The organism is Embleya sp. AB8 (genome assembly GCF_049739465.1).
Lineage (GTDB): Bacteria > Actinomycetota > Actinomycetes > Streptomycetales > Streptomycetaceae > Embleya.
Window position 1 is genome coordinate 244,315 of the sequence record NZ_JBMHHY010000005.1, and the last position, 15,575, is coordinate 259,889.

Sequence of the window (15,575 nt, forward strand, 5' to 3'; positions counted from 1 at the left end):
TACCGCCGCCCGGAGCGCCCGATGATCCCGACCGCCATCCGAACCCGGGTCGCCGAGTTGCCCGCCGAGCAACTGCCCGCCTACCTCTACGACGTGGCCGGACTCCGGAAGCACATCGCCGCCGTCCGGGCCGCGTTGCCCGCGCGGATCGAGGTGTACTACGCGGCGAAGGCCAATCCCGCGCCCGAGATCCTGGCCGCGCCGGCCGCCGACCTGTCCGGCGTCGAGGTGGCCTCGGGCGGGGAACTCGCCCATGTCCGGGCGCATTTGCCCAACCTACCGGTGGCGTTCGGCGGGCCGGGGAAGACCGATGCGGAGTTGGTTGCCGCGTTGCGGGCCGGGGTCGGTCGGCTGCACGTGGAGAGTCGGCATGAGCTGCGGCGGCTGATCGCCCTCGCCGACCGGCACGCGGCGCCCGATCGGGATGTGGAGATCCTGCTGCGGGTCAACCTGCCCCTGGATCCCGAGTTGCTGCGCGGCGCCGCGCTGACCATGGGCGGCGCTTCATCCCCGTTCGGCCTGGATCCGGACGACGTGGCGTCCTGTCTGCACTTCCTGCGCGGCCCGGACGCGGGCCGGGTCCGGCTGCGCGGGATCCACGCCCACCTGGCCGGCGGGCTGGACGCGGACACCCTGGTCGCGCTCGCCGCCCGGATCGTCGCCTGGACCCGGGCGCTCGCCGAGCGCCAGCGGATCGCGCTCCCGGAGGTGAACCTCGGCGGCGGGATGGCGGTGGACTACGCGGACCCCACCGCCCGCTTCGACTGGCGCCGGCTGGGCGCGGGCCTGGGCCGGATCCTGGCCGAACACCCGGATACGACCCTGCGGATCGAACCGGGCCGGGCGCTGACCGCCTACTGCGGTTGGTATGCCACCGACGTACTGGACCTCAAGTACAGCCGCGGCGAGGCGTTCGCCGTGCTCCGCGGCGGCACCCACCACCTGCGCACCCCGGCGACCAAGGGCCACGACCAGCCGTTCACCGTCGTACCGGGCCCGCACTCGTGGCCGCACCCCTGGCCGCGCCCGACGCTGCCGGCCGGCGAGGTCACCCTGACCGGCCAACTGTGCACGCCCAAGGACGTGTTCGCCCGCCGCCGACCGGTCACCGGGCTGCGGGTCGGCGACCGGATCGCCTTCGCGATGGCCGGGGCGTACGCATGGAACATCTCGCACCACGACTTCCTGATGCATCCGCACCCGACGTTTCACCATCTGTGACGGGCGCCGGCAACTTCCGTCAATCGAGGCCGAGTTCACGGGCGTGGTCGCGGGCGTAGGTCGCCGCCGCCACCCGATCGCGGGAGCCGGTCTTGGCGAAGACGTGGTTGATGTGCGTCTTGACCGTGTTGGCGCTCAGGAACAGGGTCCGGGCGATCTCGGAGTTGGTCAGCCCGCAGGCGATCAGGGTGAGGATCTCCGCCTCGCGCGGGGTCAGCCCGTCCGGCAGCACCCCCGGCTCGCCGGCCGGCTCGACCGGCGGATCGGCCGCCGCCGCGAGCAGCGTGGCGTGTACGCGCGGGTCGAGCACGGTGAGCCCGGCGACGGCGCTGTGCAGGGTACGGGCGACATGCAGCCGATCGGCGTCCTTGGTCAGATAGGCCCGGGCGCCCGCGCGCAGCGTGGCGAGCACCGAAGTGTCGTCGGCGTACGTGGTGAGCACCACGATCGCCACCTCCGGGTGCTCCGCGACCAGTCGACGGGTGGTCTCCACGCCGTCCAGGACCGGCATCCGCAGGTCGAGCAGGATCGCGTCCGGGTGGTGCCGGGCGACCTGCTCGATGGCCTGGCGGCCGTCGGCGGCGGAGCCGACCACCTCGATGTCCGGCAACAGGTCGAGGAGCAGTACCAGGCCCTCCCGGACGGCGGCCTGATCGTCGGCGACCACCACCCGCAACGGCCGCCCCGGGTCGCCGGTCATCGCGGCACCCGCGCGACGACCGTCCACCGGCCGTCCCGCACCCCCGTATCGAGCGTGCCGCCGAGCAGCAGCAGGCGTTCGCGCATCCCGGTGAGGCCGTAACCACCGTCCACGGTGGCGAATCCGGCGCTGCCCTCGGCGCGCACGCCGAGCGGATTGTCGACGGTCAAGGTCAGGTACCGATCCTCGGAGGTCAGGGTCAGCCGCACGCTCCGCCCGGGCGCGTGCTTGGCCGCGTTGGTCAGCGACTCCTGCGCGGTGCGCACCAGAGCCAGGGTCGACTCCGGGGGCAGCGGGCCGACCTCGCCGATCACGGTCAACCGCGCCGAGCCGCCGTGGCCGCGCTCGTGCTCCCGGACCATCCGGGCCAGCGCCACATCCAGTGGCTCGCTGTCGGCGCGCAGCGCGTGTACCGCCCGTCGGGTCTCGCCCAGCCCGTCGGCGGCCATCCGCTGCGCCACGGTGAGGATCTCCACCGCGCGGTCGATGTCGCCGTGATCGGTCAACACCGCGCGGGCGGCCTGGACCTGGATGCCGAGCGCGCCGAGCGAATGCGCCAGGACGTCGTGGATCTCCCGGGCGATCCGGGTGCGTTCGCCGAGCACCGCGACCCGGTGCTGTTCCACCCGCAACTCCTCGGCCCGGGCCAGCAGCGCGGCCGACTGCTCGGCCTGCACCCGCCAGGCCCGCCGGCTGTGGCCGGCCAGGAGTGCGACGAGCGCGAGCAGCGGAAAGGCGATCATCGTCGCCGGGTCCTGATCGGTGCGCAGCGCGCCGAGTTCGCCGCCCACCACCGCGGTGCCGGCCACCGCCCAACCGCCGCTCAGGCTCGATTCGCTGCCCGCGCCGAGAACGGCGATCAGGGTCAGCGCGAGCAACGGGCCGCCGTGCGGCAGCACGGACGCGGCGCCGGTGCCGCCCGCCATCACCGCGAGCGGGACGGCCAGCCGCCAGGACCGCTTCAGCGCCGGACCGCCCCGGACGTCGAGCAACGCCCAGATGCCCATGGCCAGCGCGGCCAGGACACACGCGAGCACCGTCACGGCGAACGCCGTGGCCCCCGCCCGCCCATGACGAAACGTCTCGACGGTGACGACCACGAATGTGACGGTCCGGACCAGCCAGGACGCCGTACGCAGCACATAGGGAGGGTAGTGGGCGCGGAGCCGGGCGAGCGGTACGCCGCGTCGGGCGGATCTGGGGTAGGCGCCCGACCGGGCCGGCTCGGTGGTTGTCGCCGCGCGGGCCCGGTCGCCGGGCGTTCCCGGTGCGGCCCGGCCCGACGAGGCGGGGGCGGCGGGCCCGGTCATCGCCGGCCGACGCGGCCACCCCGTGCCTCCGCACGGCGCGCCCGCCGTCGACCCGTCCGGGACACCCCGGCGCCGATGGGGACCGCGTTCGGGCCACCGCCCCGCCGATCGTGGTCCGGCTCGGCCGCGAACGGCACCCCGGCGGCCTGCGCGCGCCGGGTCACCACGCCGGCCTGGGCAAGCCGGTTGATCCCGAGCATCAGCAGGATCGGCGTCGCGGAACTCGCCACCCGCGCATCCATGCCGTGCGCGGCCACACTCAGCACCACCCGGGAGAGGATCAGCGCGGCCCACAACCACAGGCCGCGCGGCGGCATCCGCCCCCACAGCGCGCCGTCCCGGGACTCCAGTCGCATCATCGCGCCGAGGCCGGCCCCGAGCCCGGCCGCGATCAGCGCGCCGACCAGGAGGAATCCCACGTCGACCGGACCGGGCCGCGGCCCCTTGGCCAGCAGCACCACGCCGATCACGGTCAGGATCAGCGGCAGGCGGACCACCCGCTTGGCGCGCAGCGGTCCGCCGGCGAGTTGTCGGCGAAGGATCAGGACCACGATCGCGATCGCGGCCAAAATCGTGAACACACTCATGGCGGCTTCCCGTCTCTCCGTGCGATTCCCGCGCGGGAGTCGCAGCGCCGGCGGGGGAGCCCGTCGAGGTCGACCGGCCCCACCCGGCGCACTCCACGCTAGGCAGCCGCCCGCCGATGGACGTCACCCCACGCGGTGACAACCGGGTTGATCCGCCCGCCCCGGGCCTGGTACCGCGACGGGCCAGTGTGTGCCGCGCTCGGTACTACCGCGCGGGCAGGATGCGCGCCTCGCCGGACGTGGCATGCACCCGTATCCGGTGCGGCGCGGCGGGATCGCGGGGCACATCGACCTCGACCGACCCGTGCTCGCTGCTCGCGTCCGTCGCGTAGGCGGTCCCGGCCGGTACCAGGACCCGCGCGTTGTCCCCCTCCGCGTCGACCCGATCGGGCGGCGCGGCGAAGGACAGGTCGACCGCGTCCGCATCGCCCTTGGCGACGACGGTACGTGCGGTCAACCGCTCGCCGCGGATGCCGCCGTGGCCGGTGTGCGCATCCAGATCGCCGGACAACCCGGTGAGCGTGATGGTGCCCGACGTCGTACCGACCCGGACCGCGAGCCCCGGCGGGACGGTCACCTCGTACGAGACCTGCGCACTGTCCCGGGCGGTGTGCCGCAGGGTGAGCGTGTCGTCGGTCAGGACATGCTCGGCGTTCGGCTCGTCGCGCCCGAAGTGCTTGATCTCGGTGACCCGGACCGGCCCGGCCTCGGCCTGGACCACCCGCACCCAACCCGCCGCCCCGACGATCACCAGTCGGCCGACCGGCGCGTCGACGGCGTATTGGACCCGGCGGGTGGTCGCACTCGACGGGGAGTCCGGCTCCGCGCACGCGGATCCGCCGAGCAGGACGGCCGCGAGGACGACTGCGGGCAGGCCGGGTCGAGAGGGAAAGTGCTTCGGCCGCATGAGAGTTCCTTTGTCGTCGAATCGGGTTTCACGAAGCGCTACCGCGCTCCCGCGCTACTGCGCCGCGATCGCGGTGAGTACGGGGATCCGGGCCGCGCGCCGGGCCGGCAGCACCGCCGCGAGGACGCCGACCAGCGCGGATCCGGCGGCGATCACGGCCAACGTCGGCCAGGGCAGGGCCAGTACCTCCAGGCCCTGATCCGCCAGGCCGCGCCGGGCGGCCACCCCCCAGCCCACCCCCAGGAGCAGCCCGAGCAGCGTGCCGTACGCGGACAGCGCCACCGACTCGGCGCGGATCATCCGGCGGATCCGGCCACGCGAGGTGCCGATCGCGCGCAACAGGCCGATCTCCCGGGTGCGTTCGAGCACGGAGAGGGTGAGCGTGTTGACCACGCCGAGGGCGGCGATCACGATCGCCAGGCCGAGCAGCGCGTAGACCAGGTCGAGCACGCCGTCGATGCCGGCCCGGACCACGTGCTTGTACTCCTCCCGATCCCGGGCCGAGCTCTGCGGGAACGGCCCCAGGGTCCGGGCCAGTTCGGCCTTGAGCGCGGCCCGACCGGTGCCCGGCGCGGCGTCGACGAAGAGCATCGCGTCCTGTGCACCGGGCGCGATCGCGGCCAATGTGTCGAGTGCGATCAGCGGCGCGTCCCGGCGCCCGATCGACTGCCCGGCCGGGTCCGGCGCGCGCAACGCGCCCACCGTCACGGACACTTCGGCACCGGCCGGGCCGCGCAGCCGGACCGGGCTGCCGACCGCCAGGCGCAGGCTCGCGGCGTAGCCGGCGCCCAGGCTGATCGTGCCCGGCGGCGGTGCGGGGAGCAACGCGCCGGTGGGGGAACGTTGGCGCAGTACGGCGGGCAGGTCGGGATCGGCGCCCTGGACCCAGGCACGCCGAGGGCCGGCGTCGGTGATCAGCTCGACGCGGGCCTCGCGCAGCCGGATCAGCCGGCCCACCCCCGGCGTCCGGCGGACCGCCTCGGTGACCTCGGCGGTCAGCGGGGCGTCGCCCTTGCTGCTCTGGATGGTGAGGTCCGCACCGAGCGTGCGATCGATCCGGGCGTCCATCGACGCGCTCGCGGACGCCGCGAGCACGGCCGTGGCGGCGACCACCGCGACGCCGATCGCCAGTGCGGCGGCGGTGGCCGAGGTGCGCCGGGGATCACGGACCAGGTTCTCCCGGGCGAGCCGATCGATGCCGCCGCCGCCGCGCGGGGCGGTGATGCGGGAGACGACCGGGAGCACCGTGCGGACCAGGAGCGGGCCGAGCACGACGACCGCGACCAGGGTCAGCACGACGCCCACGATCGCGAGCGGGCCGCCGGCCAGTGCGGCCAGGACGCCGGCCACGCCGATCCCGGCGCCGAGCACGGTACGCCGCCGGGCCGGACGCCGGGCCGGGGGGACGGCGGCCTCGCGCAGCGCGGCCATCGGTGACACGCGGCTCGCCCGGGCGGCCGGCACGGCGGCGGCCACGAGCGTGCCGAGGACACCGACCAGGTAGGCGGCGATCGGCGTGCGGGCGGTGATCGCCAACGGCGCGTTCGCCAGGCCGACTCCCGCGCCGCCGATCACCTCGCGCAGCAGCGCGGCCACCCCGATGCCGGCGGCCAGCCCGAGCGTCGAGCCGATCGTGGCCAGGAACAGCGCCTCCAGCTGGACCGAGCGGCGCACCTGGCCACGACTGGCGCCGAGCGCCCGCAGCAGTCCCAACTCCCGGGTGCGCCGGGCCACCAGCATCGAGAACGTGTTCACGATCAGGAACCCGGCCACGAGCAGGGACACCCCGGCGAAGCCGAGCATCGTGCTGCGGACGAAGTCGACGCCGGAGCCCAACTCGCCCGCCTCCGCCGCGGCCGACTGGGCTCGGGTCCGCACCTGCGCACGGTCGCCCAGGCCCAGGGCGCCCTGGATCCGCCGGGCCAACTCGGCGTCGGAGACGCCCGCCGCCGCGGCCACCCGGACCGAGGTCAACGCGTCCGGCACGCCGAGGAGTCGGGTCTGCGCGGCGGCGGTGTCCAGGAAGACCGCCGGCCGGCCGGGATCGATGGTGCGGAACGTGGCGACACCCACGATCACCGCCTCGAAGCCGCCGGGCACCGCGACGATCCGCACCCGATCACCGAGCCCGAGGTGGGCTCGGCGCAACGAACCCGCGTCCAACACCACCTCACCGGGCCCGTGCGGCTCGCGGCCCGAGGTCAGCCGGACCGGGGAGCCCGGCTCGGGACGCCAGTTCCCGGCCACGGTCTGTCCCCCGGCCGCGCCCTCGACCCGCCGATCGCCGTGCGCGACCACGGCCACGTTGTGTACCTCGATCGCCGGGTACGCGGCGGCCACCCCCGGCACCCGCCGTACCGCGGCCGGCACCCCGGCCGGCAACGTCGGCGGCCCGCCGGGCGCGGCCGAGCGCAACCCGGCCTCGGTGTCCGGCTCCGGGGCACCCACGGTCACATCGGCGGCGGTGTCCGCCGACAGCTCCGCCGCGGCCCGGGTGACGGTGTCGGCGAGGACCAGGGTGCCCGCCACGAACGCCACCGAGAGCAGTACCGCGAGCCCGGAAAGCAGCAGCCGACCGCGCTGCGCCAGGAAGCCGCGCAGGGTTGTCCGGAACATGCGGTCAACCCCGCCCGGTGGAACGTCGGCGGGTCCGCGCGGCCGGGCGGCGGCCGACCGGATCGTGGTGGCTCGGAGCGCCCGGGATGGGCGGCGGCGTGCGGTGGTTCATGGCGTCCCTACTCGAAACTCGAAGCGGACCACGTCGACGCGGTCCCGGCGCCGCAACACTCCCGCCGCCGCCCCCTGCGCCGCGTCCGGCTCGGGACCCCCGGGAGACACCGGGTCGGCGGGCCCGATGCCACCACCGGCATCGGTCGCGGGACCTACGCGGCCGGGTCGGTCTCCGGGCGGACGTGTGCCCGCGAGGGGGCAACCGAAGGAGACCGGGTCGTGACTCGGCCCCGCTGCTGCGACGCGGCCGTCGAGCCGCCATTGCCCCCTCCACCGCGTTCGCCCGGGGACCCCGGGACGCACCGGATCGGCGGGCCGCCGGCCGGCGGCGGCATCGGCCGTGCGACCGATGCCGTCGGGTCGGTCTCCGGGCGGACGCGCCCGCCGAGCGGGCCGACTATCGTCGGCCCGTGGAACAGAGCCGACCGCCCCTCACCCAACGGCTGACCCGGCGGCACCTGGTCGCGCTGGACACGATCGCCGCCGGCTTCGTGGTGGTCCTGGTCAGCCCGACCCCGCACGGCCTGGCCGAGCGTGGCCTGCCCGTCGCGTTGTTCGTCCTGGTCGAGATCGCACTGGGCGGGGCGGTGTTGTTGCGGCGACTGTTCCCGGTGCCGGCCTTCGGGCTCGGCTGCGCGGGATATGCGACGCTGGCCGCGCACGGTTACGCCAAGTCGCCGCTGCTCGCACTGATCTTCCTGGTCTACACGGTGGGCCTGACCCAACCGCCGCGTCGATCGGCCGCGTTGATCGCCTCGGCCGCCGTACTGGTCGGCCTCGGGCCGCTGCTGACCGAAACCGATGTGTCGGCCTGGTCCTATCTGACCGGCTGGTTGCCCGCCGAGATCGGACCGCTGGTCGCCTTCTGGGTGATCGGGGTGACCGTGGCCAAACAACGCGCCTATCACGCGGGTCTGCGTGAGCAGGCCGAACGCCGGGTCCGGGCGCAGGCCGAGCAGGCCCGTCGGACGCTGATCGAGGAACGGTTGCGGATCGCCCGGGAGATGCACGACGTGGTCGCGCACAGTATGAGTGTGATCGCCGTACAGGCCGGCGTCGGGCACCACGTGAGCGCCACCCGACCGGACGAGGCGGCCAAGGCGCTGGCCACGATCGAGACCACCAGCCGCTCCGCGCTGCGCGAACTGCGCGGCCTGCTCGGGGTGTTGCGCGAGGAGCAGCCGCCGGCCGACGAACGCGCGGGTTTCCACGCGGCGCCCGGCCTGGCGGAGCTGTCCGCCCTGGTGGAGAAGACCGGGCGGGCCGGGCTGCAGGTCGCGGTCCGGGTCGACGGCACGCCGCGTGAACTGCCGTCCGGGATGGACCGGGCGGCCTACCGGATCATCCAGGAGGCGCTGACCAACGTGGTCAAACATGCCGCGACCGGGCGGGGCGAGGTGGCGATCCACTACGGCGAGCGTGACATCCGGATCGAGATCACCGACGACGGGATCGGCCCGGTCGCCGATCCGCCGGAGACGGCGGGCGGACACGGCCTGGTCGGGATGCGGGAGCGAGTGGCCCTGTACGACGGGGAGTTCCAGGCCGGGCCCAGGCGGCAGGGCGGTTTTCGGGTGCTCGCCCGGCTGCCGCTGGGGGCGGGCGGATGAGCATTCGGGTGCTGGTCGCCGACGATCAGGCGTTGGTTCGGGCGGGCTTTCGGGTGCTGGTCGAGTCGGATCCGGAACTGGTCGTGGTGGGGGAGGCGGCGAATGGCGCGCAGGCCGTGGAGTTGAGCCGGAGCGAGCGGCCCGACGTGGTGCTGATGGACATTCAGATGCCCGAGGTGGACGGCATCGAGGCGACCGGACGGATACTGGCCGAGGGACCGAACCCGCCGGCCACCCGGGTGTTGGTGCTGACCACGTTCGATCTGGACGAGTATGTGTTCGCCGCGTTGCGCGCCGGGGCCAGCGGCTTTCTGCTCAAGGACACGCCACCCGCCGACCTGCTCACCGCGATCCGGGTGATCGCGGCGGGGGAGGGCCTGCTGTCGCCCGGCGTCACCCGGCGGCTGATCGAGGAGTTCGCCCAGCGTCCGGTGGCCGCGGTGCGGGCCCCGGCGCTGCTCGGCGGGATCACCGACCGCGAGCGCGAGGTGTTGCGTGAGGTGGCGCGCGGGATGTCCAACGCGGAGATCGCGGCGCGGCTGCATCTGTCCTTGTCCACCACCAAGACCCACGTCAGTCGGTTGTTGCTGAAGCTCGACGCGCGGGATCGGGCGCAGTTGGTGATCGCGGCCTATGAGGGCGGCTTGATGAGCTGAGCCGAGCGCGGCGGGCCTGAACAGCCCTCCGGGCCCGGTGACTTCGCCCACTCGTGGGCGCGTCGGGCCGGGCCCGGAGGTCCGCTGTCGTCGGGTCGGATCAGTCCCGGCGAAGGCTCGGCTTGGTGCCGACCGTGGCGATCAGCCGCCAGCCGGTGGTGACCAGGTCCGGTTGCAGGGCGATCTGCTGGAAGCGGTCCAGGACCTCGTCGGTCAGCCCCGACTCGGCCAGTCGGCCGCGTAGTTGCCGGGCGTTGCAGGCGTAGAGGCGGTGCGCGAGGCCGGGGCCGGCGCAGTCCGCGTCGGTGCGGGTGACCCGGACGTCGGTCAGGCCCACCTCGGTGAACGCGTCCTTGGTGGCCGCGGCCCACTCCAGGTCCGCGCCGCGTCCGCGCAGCACGCCCAGGATGCCGGCGACGACCTCGGTGAAGATCTTCTCGTCGGCGGGGTCGGCGCAGGACAACACGCGCGGCGGCTCGGGGCAGTACCAGTCTTCGAGCACCAGGACGCCACCGGGTTCCAGGGCGTCGACCAGGCGCGGCAGGATCTCCCGCCGCTCGGCGATGTGCAGCAGCACAAGGCGGCCGTGGATGCCCAGGTAGGGGCGCGGCGGCAGTTCGTCGGTGCGCAGGTCCAGCGGGAAGGTGCGGATCGGCGCGCCGTCGATCGGCGCGGACACCGGGCGCTCGTTGAGGTCGGTGGCGTGCACGACACCGGTCGAGCCGATCCGGCGGGAGAGTTCGCGGGCGATGCTGCCCAGGCCGTACCCGATCTCCAGCCACTCCTGGCCGGCCGGGTTGTCGAGCGAGTCCAGGACCATGCGGGTGGCGGGGTCCAGGAGGCGTTGCAGGGTCTCCAGTTGGAAGGTGATGTCGTCGGCTTCGGCGAACGCGTACAAGGGCCGGCTCCTCGGGTGGAAGGTGTGGGGAGGGCGGGGAATGCGGCGAATCAGCCGCCGAGGACGGCCAGTTGCTCGACCGCCACGTTGGCCCGCTTGGGGCCGTCGTTGCGCACCTCGAAGCGGTACCACTGCTGCACCGGCGAATGGGTGGCCGGGTTCAGCTGCATCGCGCCGCGCGGGCTGTCGATCTGGCCGACGTTGGCCAGCGCGGTGTTCACCGCCTCCGGGGTGAGCGTCTTCTTGTCCGCGCGCACCGAGGCGATCGCCCGATCCAGGGACTGGGCGATGTCCCACGCGGCGACCGCGTAGATGGTCGGGCTGCGGTCGGGGTGGCGCTGCTGCCAGGCCGCGACGAACGCGCGGTTCGCCGGGTTGTCCAGGTCCGCGCCGTAGGTGGCGAACGTGGTGATCCCGGCGGCGGCGTCGGCCTGGGCGTCGAGTTGGCGTCCCTCGGTCAGCGGGCCGCTGCCGTACAGCGGCAGTTTGGCCGCCTCGGAGGTCTTGTACTGCTTGACGAAGTCGACCGCCGCGGTGCCCGCGTAGAAGGTGTAGACCGCCTTGGCGCCGCTTTGCGCGATCTTGTTCAGGTAGGGCAGGAAGTTCTGGGTGCCGGGGAAGGGGGTGAAGGTGGTCTTCCCGTCCGGATTGGCCAGCGTGCCACCGGCCTTGGTGAACGAGTCGGTGAAGCCCTTGAGTTGGTCCCAGCCGCCCTGGTAGTCCGGGCCGATCGCGTAGACCGGGCCGGACACGTGGTCCTTGACCCACGGCCCGGCGGCGGCGCCCGCCTCGTAGGACTGGGTGTTGAACGACCAGACGTGCGCGGTCAGTTTGGGGTCGGGGAACTCGGGTCGGCCGGCGACGCCCATCAGCGCGGTGTTGTTGGCGGCGGTCACCGGCAATACGCCGGCCACACTGCCGCCGCTGACGATGCCGGTGACGGCCAACACGTTCTGCTGCTTGACCAGTTCGGTCGCGGCCGGGACGGCGGTCGGCGGGCCGGCGCCCTCGTCGCGGACCACCAGGTCCACCTTGAGGCCGCCGAGCTTGCCGCCGTGCGTGTCGCGGTACAACTCCAGACCGGCCCGGGTGTCCTCGCCGACGGCCGCGTAGGGGCCGGTCGCGGGGGTGAGCAGGCCGATCTTGGCGACCGCGTCCGAGCCCTTGGCGCCCTTGTCGTTGCCTGCCGCGCTGCCGGAGCACGCGGACGCGACCAGCAGGAGGCCGGTGGCCAGGGCCAGGGGGGTGCGAGTGCGGCGGAGCCGTCTACGGATGGTGGAGCGCATCTCGGTCTCTCTCTCGGGCTGGATGGGCGATCCGGGTGATCTGACTGGGTCGAACTCCGAAGGGGCGGCCGGTTCGCCCACGAGCGCGCGGGACGCACGGTTTCGTGGGCGTGGGGAAGCCGGCGGGGGGCGGGCACGCCGAGTGGCCGGTGGGCCGGGGCGCGCGAGTACGCCGGGCGAGTGCGGCCGGGTGGCCGAATCGTCCGGTGGGACGGCCGGGTGCCGGGGCGGGGGTTCGAAGCCACGCCCCGGATCAGAAGACCCGGCTCGGGGCCGGCATGCGGGCGGGTTGCGGTTGCAGGCCGCGTCCGCGCGCCAGCGGGGTCAGGGACGGGCCGACGCGCTCCATCAGCGCGTGCATGGCCCGGATCAGCTCGCCGACGTCGGCGTTCCACGTGGTCGCCACGATCAGCGCGGAGGGGTGCACCTGTCCGTCCGGACCCGGGCTGGTGTTGCCCATGGTGAGCAGGAGGCCGTGCTCGGCCTGCGACATCAGCACGCTGACCGGGCCCAGGCCCATCAGGTCGGCGCTGTAGTCCTGCATCAGCAGGGCACCGGGCGCGCTCGACGCGATCTTCTCGGCGTTCGCGATCCACGCCGTGCGGGCGACCTCGTCGGCGCGGATCCGCCCGGGCAGGGAGGCCTGGGCGACCAGCAGCGAGTCGCCACTGGCGGCCACCGCGTGCAGCACGTCGGGGGCATGGTCGTGCACGAACTGGCGCATGAAGTCGTCGAGCACGCTCTGGTCGACGGCGGGCTCGGTCATGGGGATTCCTTGGGGGTCCGGGTGAAGGGCAGGTCGCGGGCGCCGCGCCCGAACGAGGCGGCGGCGGCGCTGGCCTGCGCGATGTCACGGGTGGGTGGGGCGGTACGACGGAAGTGGGCCGCTTGCGCCGTCCGGCGTTCGCGGCGGGGGAGGCCCTGCGCGGTCAACTCCGGCGCCAGGTTCGCGGGCAGCGGGCCGCCGACGATCGGGGCCGGAGGCAGCGGGGCGGCGCCGTCGGCGGGCGTGCTCGGGCCGTTGCCGTTGGCGCTCCCGTGGCCGTTGGCGCCCGCGGCGAGCGCGATCGGGGCCGTGCCCGGGGGCGGGGCGACCGGTCGGCTCGCGTGTTCGACCCGGCGGCGATGGCGGCCGACCGAGGCGATGATCGCGTGCGGCAGCACGATGTCCACGATCGTCCCGCCGTCCGGACCGGGGCGCAGTTCCACGTCGATGGCCAGCGGACGGGACTGGAGCGCGACCACGGTCAGGCCGGTCTGGCGCAGCGACGGCAGCGCGTCCACGTCGGCTCGCAGCCGCCGGTTGAGCAACTCCGGGTCGCGGTGGCCGACGCCCTGGTCCCGGACCCGGACCAGGACACCCGCCTCGGTGCGCGCCGCGGTGATCTCCACTTCGTGCCGCCCGGAGAAGCGGGCCGCGTTGTCCACGACCTCGCCGATGATCTGGGTCACCGCGCCGACCGTGTCGCCGGCCAGGATCACCGACGTGGGGATGCCCTTGAAGGCGATGTCCGGCAACCGCTCGTAGCTGGTCACCCGTTGTGCGCCGGCGCGGACCACCTCGTAGAGGGGGGTGTCCGGCCACAGCCGGTTCGGTGGTTGTCCGCTGAGCACCGCGATCGAGTCGGCGAGCCGCTTGGTGCCCTCGTTGCCGTGGTCCACCTCGAAGACCGTGCCCAGTTGCTCGACACTCAGACTGGATTCCTGGAGCCGGTCCAGCGCGCTGCTGACCCGGCTGGTCTGTACCCGGATCCGCCGGGCCACGTCGCCGAGCGCGTCGTTGTACTCGCGCTGGGCCAGCACCAGCGAGGCGCTGTGTTCGACGGTGCTGTAGGCGAGTTGGGTCAGCGCGCGGGCCAGGTCGGCGATCTCGTCGGCGCCGCGCTCACGTTCCGGCTGCGGGCCGAGCATCTTGAGCGCGTACGCCCGACCGCTCTCGTGCGGGGCGAGCGCGTCGCGGCGGCGCAGGTCGGCCTCGACCGCGGGCAACGTCTCCTGGGTCATCACGGTGACCCGCTCGGCCAGGGTCTGCAGGCGCCGGTGCAGCAGCCGGCCGAGCCATGCGGCGGCAGCGGCGGCGGCGAGCACCGCGCCGATCAACACCGCGCCCTGGACGCCGGCCAGCCACCACCGGTCGCCGGTGACGTCGGCGACCTCGCGGGCCACGTCGGCGTCGGCACGTTGCTCCACCGACCAGAGCCGGTCGGCGCGTTCGGCCAGCGCCGCGCGCCAGACGTCCGGTTCGAGCACGTCGCGGCCGAGCGCGTCCTCGGTCTGCGCGACCCGGATCATCTCGGGGCCGGCCAGGGCTCGGGCGAGCCGGTCGCGCCACGCGCTCGGCGCGGTGACCGCGAACGCCTCCAGGGCCTGATCGTGCGCGGCGCGTGCGGTGGAGGCCGCCTTGAGTACCGGCCCGCCCAGCGGCCCGGCGTCCAACGAGCGCAGTACGGTGACCTGTTGCTGGCCGAGCGCGGCGCGGGCCTGGGCCAGCGCGGTGATCGCGCGCAGCCGGCCGGCGATCCCGGTGGACACACCCGGATCGAGGGCGACCCGGGCGCGCAGATCCACGGTGGCGCCGATCCAGGCCCAGTAGCGCACGGCCGCGGCGGAGGTGGCCACGCCGCGCTGGTCGACCTGGGTGCGCAGTCCCGGCAGGCCGCGCAGCGCGGTGTCGACGGCGGCCAGCGCGTCGCGTTCGCCGGTGGATACCGGTTCCAGGGCGCGGCGGCGGTCCTGGTAGGTGCGCACGGCCGTTTCGCTGGCGTCGATCGCGCTGCGGTAGTCGGCGCTGGTGATCGGGCCCGGGCCGCGGGAGAGCAGGCTCACCGCGGCGGCGCTCTCCACCTGGAGCCGGCGCCCCACCTCGCCCGCGTCGGCGGCGACCCGGACCAGGTCGTGCGCGTGGTCGGCGGCCTGGGCCTGCTCGATCATGGTCAGGATCGCCGAGCCGGCGAAGAAGACCATGCCGGCGGAGGGGACCACGACCATCAACGTGATCAGCCCACGCACACGAGGTCGGATCCGGGCCGCGACCCGGGTCCGCAACCTCGGTCGGGGGGCGGGGGTATCGGTCGACGCGGCCGTGGTCGACGCGGCACCGGAGGCCGCACCGGCCGCCGAATCGGCGCCGGCCGAGCGGAAGGGACGTATCTTCATCCGCGCTCGCCCCTTCGACCGAAGCGACGCGGTGGAGCGGGCGGCCCCGAGGGTGCGGTGGCGAGCCGACCCGGGCGGGGCATCGGCCCGGTGTGCGCTCGTCGGGCCGTGTGGGCGATGTGTGGGGGGTGGGGGAGTAATCGCAACACGGGCAGTGATCCCTGAACGATGGTCGATGGGACGGAACTTGCGGCGATGCCGGGATGCGAGGGAAGGCGACGCGGGACGGGCGCGGGCGAGCGGGCACGGGTGCGGACGGCGGCCGGGTCGGGGTCGCGCCGGTGGGCCGCTCGGCACCGGGCATCGAGGCGGCCGGGCGCGCCGGGCCGGTAGCGGCGCTTCCGCTTCCGCTTCGGAGTCGATCCGATCGCCCGACGGGGCCGGTCGATGCGATCCGGGCCGGGCGGGCGCGCGCGAGTCACCGCCGGCCGGTGCCGGCCCGGATCCGCTAGGGCGCCGGGAGCGGCCGGCTCAGCCGAGCCGAACTCACCCTCGGGATACGGGAGATCGGGGT

The 15,575-nt window shown here is 74.5% G+C and carries 12 protein-coding genes; 3 read left to right on the forward strand and 9 right to left on the reverse strand.

Translation table 11 applies throughout. From position 1 onward, the window contains the following. Positions 1-21: 21 nt before the first annotated feature. The gene (locus ABIA38_RS09445) at positions 22-1,221 is read left to right on the forward strand and encodes a type III PLP-dependent enzyme (RefSeq protein WP_424638039.1); all 1,200 of its coding nucleotides are present in this window, start codon (positions 22-24) and stop codon (positions 1,219-1,221) included. Between the two features lie 19 nt (positions 1,222-1,240). On the opposite strand, the gene ABIA38_RS09450 is transcribed toward ABIA38_RS09445, so the two are convergent. From ABIA38_RS09450 to ABIA38_RS09470, 5 genes are all read right to left on the reverse strand, one after another. Further along, the gene (locus ABIA38_RS09450) at positions 1,241-1,921 is read right to left on the reverse strand and encodes a response regulator (protein WP_424638040.1); all 681 of its coding nucleotides are present in this window, start codon (positions 1,919-1,921) and stop codon (positions 1,241-1,243) included. Further along, positions 1,918-3,063, reverse strand: coding sequence for a sensor histidine kinase (locus ABIA38_RS09455; RefSeq protein ID WP_424638041.1), 1,146 nt, complete (start codon positions 3,061-3,063; stop codon positions 1,918-1,920). The genes ABIA38_RS09450 and ABIA38_RS09455 overlap by 4 nt, the downstream gene beginning before the upstream one ends. Before the next feature lie 164 nt (positions 3,064-3,227). Beyond that, positions 3,228-3,818: a hypothetical protein gene (locus ABIA38_RS09460; protein WP_424638042.1), complete on the reverse strand. Its 591-nt coding sequence runs from the start codon at positions 3,816-3,818 to the stop codon at positions 3,228-3,230. Positions 3,819-4,023: 205 nt separating this feature from the next. Beyond that, positions 4,024-4,725: a hypothetical protein gene (locus ABIA38_RS09465; RefSeq protein WP_424638043.1), complete on the reverse strand. Its 702-nt coding sequence runs from the start codon at positions 4,723-4,725 to the stop codon at positions 4,024-4,026. Positions 4,726-4,779: 54 nt separating this feature from the next. After that, on the reverse strand, positions 4,780-7,341 hold the full coding sequence (locus ABIA38_RS09470) for an ABC transporter permease (RefSeq protein ID WP_424638044.1): 2,562 nt from the start codon (positions 7,339-7,341) through the stop codon (positions 4,780-4,782). Positions 7,342-7,865: 524 nt separating this feature from the next. Between ABIA38_RS09470 and ABIA38_RS09475 the strand changes: the two genes are divergently transcribed. Together ABIA38_RS09475 and ABIA38_RS09480 are read left to right on the forward strand one after the other, a co-directional pair. Continuing rightward, on the forward strand, positions 7,866-9,065 hold the full coding sequence (locus tag ABIA38_RS09475) for a sensor histidine kinase (protein WP_424638045.1): 1,200 nt from the start codon (positions 7,866-7,868) through the stop codon (positions 9,063-9,065). Beyond that, positions 9,062-9,721, forward strand: a complete 660-nt coding sequence (locus ABIA38_RS09480) for a response regulator (protein ID WP_424638046.1) — start codon at positions 9,062-9,064, stop codon at positions 9,719-9,721. The genes ABIA38_RS09475 and ABIA38_RS09480 overlap by 4 nt, the downstream gene beginning before the upstream one ends. 100 nt (positions 9,722-9,821) lie before the next feature. Here ABIA38_RS09480 and ABIA38_RS09485 read toward each other — a convergent pair whose 3' ends face one another. From ABIA38_RS09485 to ABIA38_RS09500, 4 genes are all read right to left on the reverse strand, one after another. Next, complete coding sequence (locus tag ABIA38_RS09485) at positions 9,822-10,619, reverse strand: class I SAM-dependent methyltransferase (RefSeq protein WP_424638047.1); 798 nt, start codon at positions 10,617-10,619, stop codon at positions 9,822-9,824. 50 nt (positions 10,620-10,669) lie between these two features. Then, positions 10,670-11,905 (reverse strand): ABC transporter substrate-binding protein, encoded by a 1,236-nt coding sequence (locus ABIA38_RS09490; protein WP_424638048.1) that lies wholly within the window; start codon positions 11,903-11,905, stop codon positions 10,670-10,672. Positions 11,906-12,158: 253 nt separating this feature from the next. After that, the gene (locus ABIA38_RS09495; RefSeq protein WP_424638049.1) at positions 12,159-12,671 is read right to left on the reverse strand and encodes a hypothetical protein; all 513 of its coding nucleotides are present in this window, start codon (positions 12,669-12,671) and stop codon (positions 12,159-12,161) included. Beyond that, complete coding sequence (locus ABIA38_RS09500) at positions 12,668-15,061, reverse strand: nitrate- and nitrite sensing domain-containing protein (protein WP_424638050.1); 2,394 nt, start codon at positions 15,059-15,061, stop codon at positions 12,668-12,670. Before ABIA38_RS09500 ends, ABIA38_RS09495 begins: the two co-directional genes overlap by 4 nt. Between the last annotated feature and the right edge of the window lie 514 nt (positions 15,062-15,575).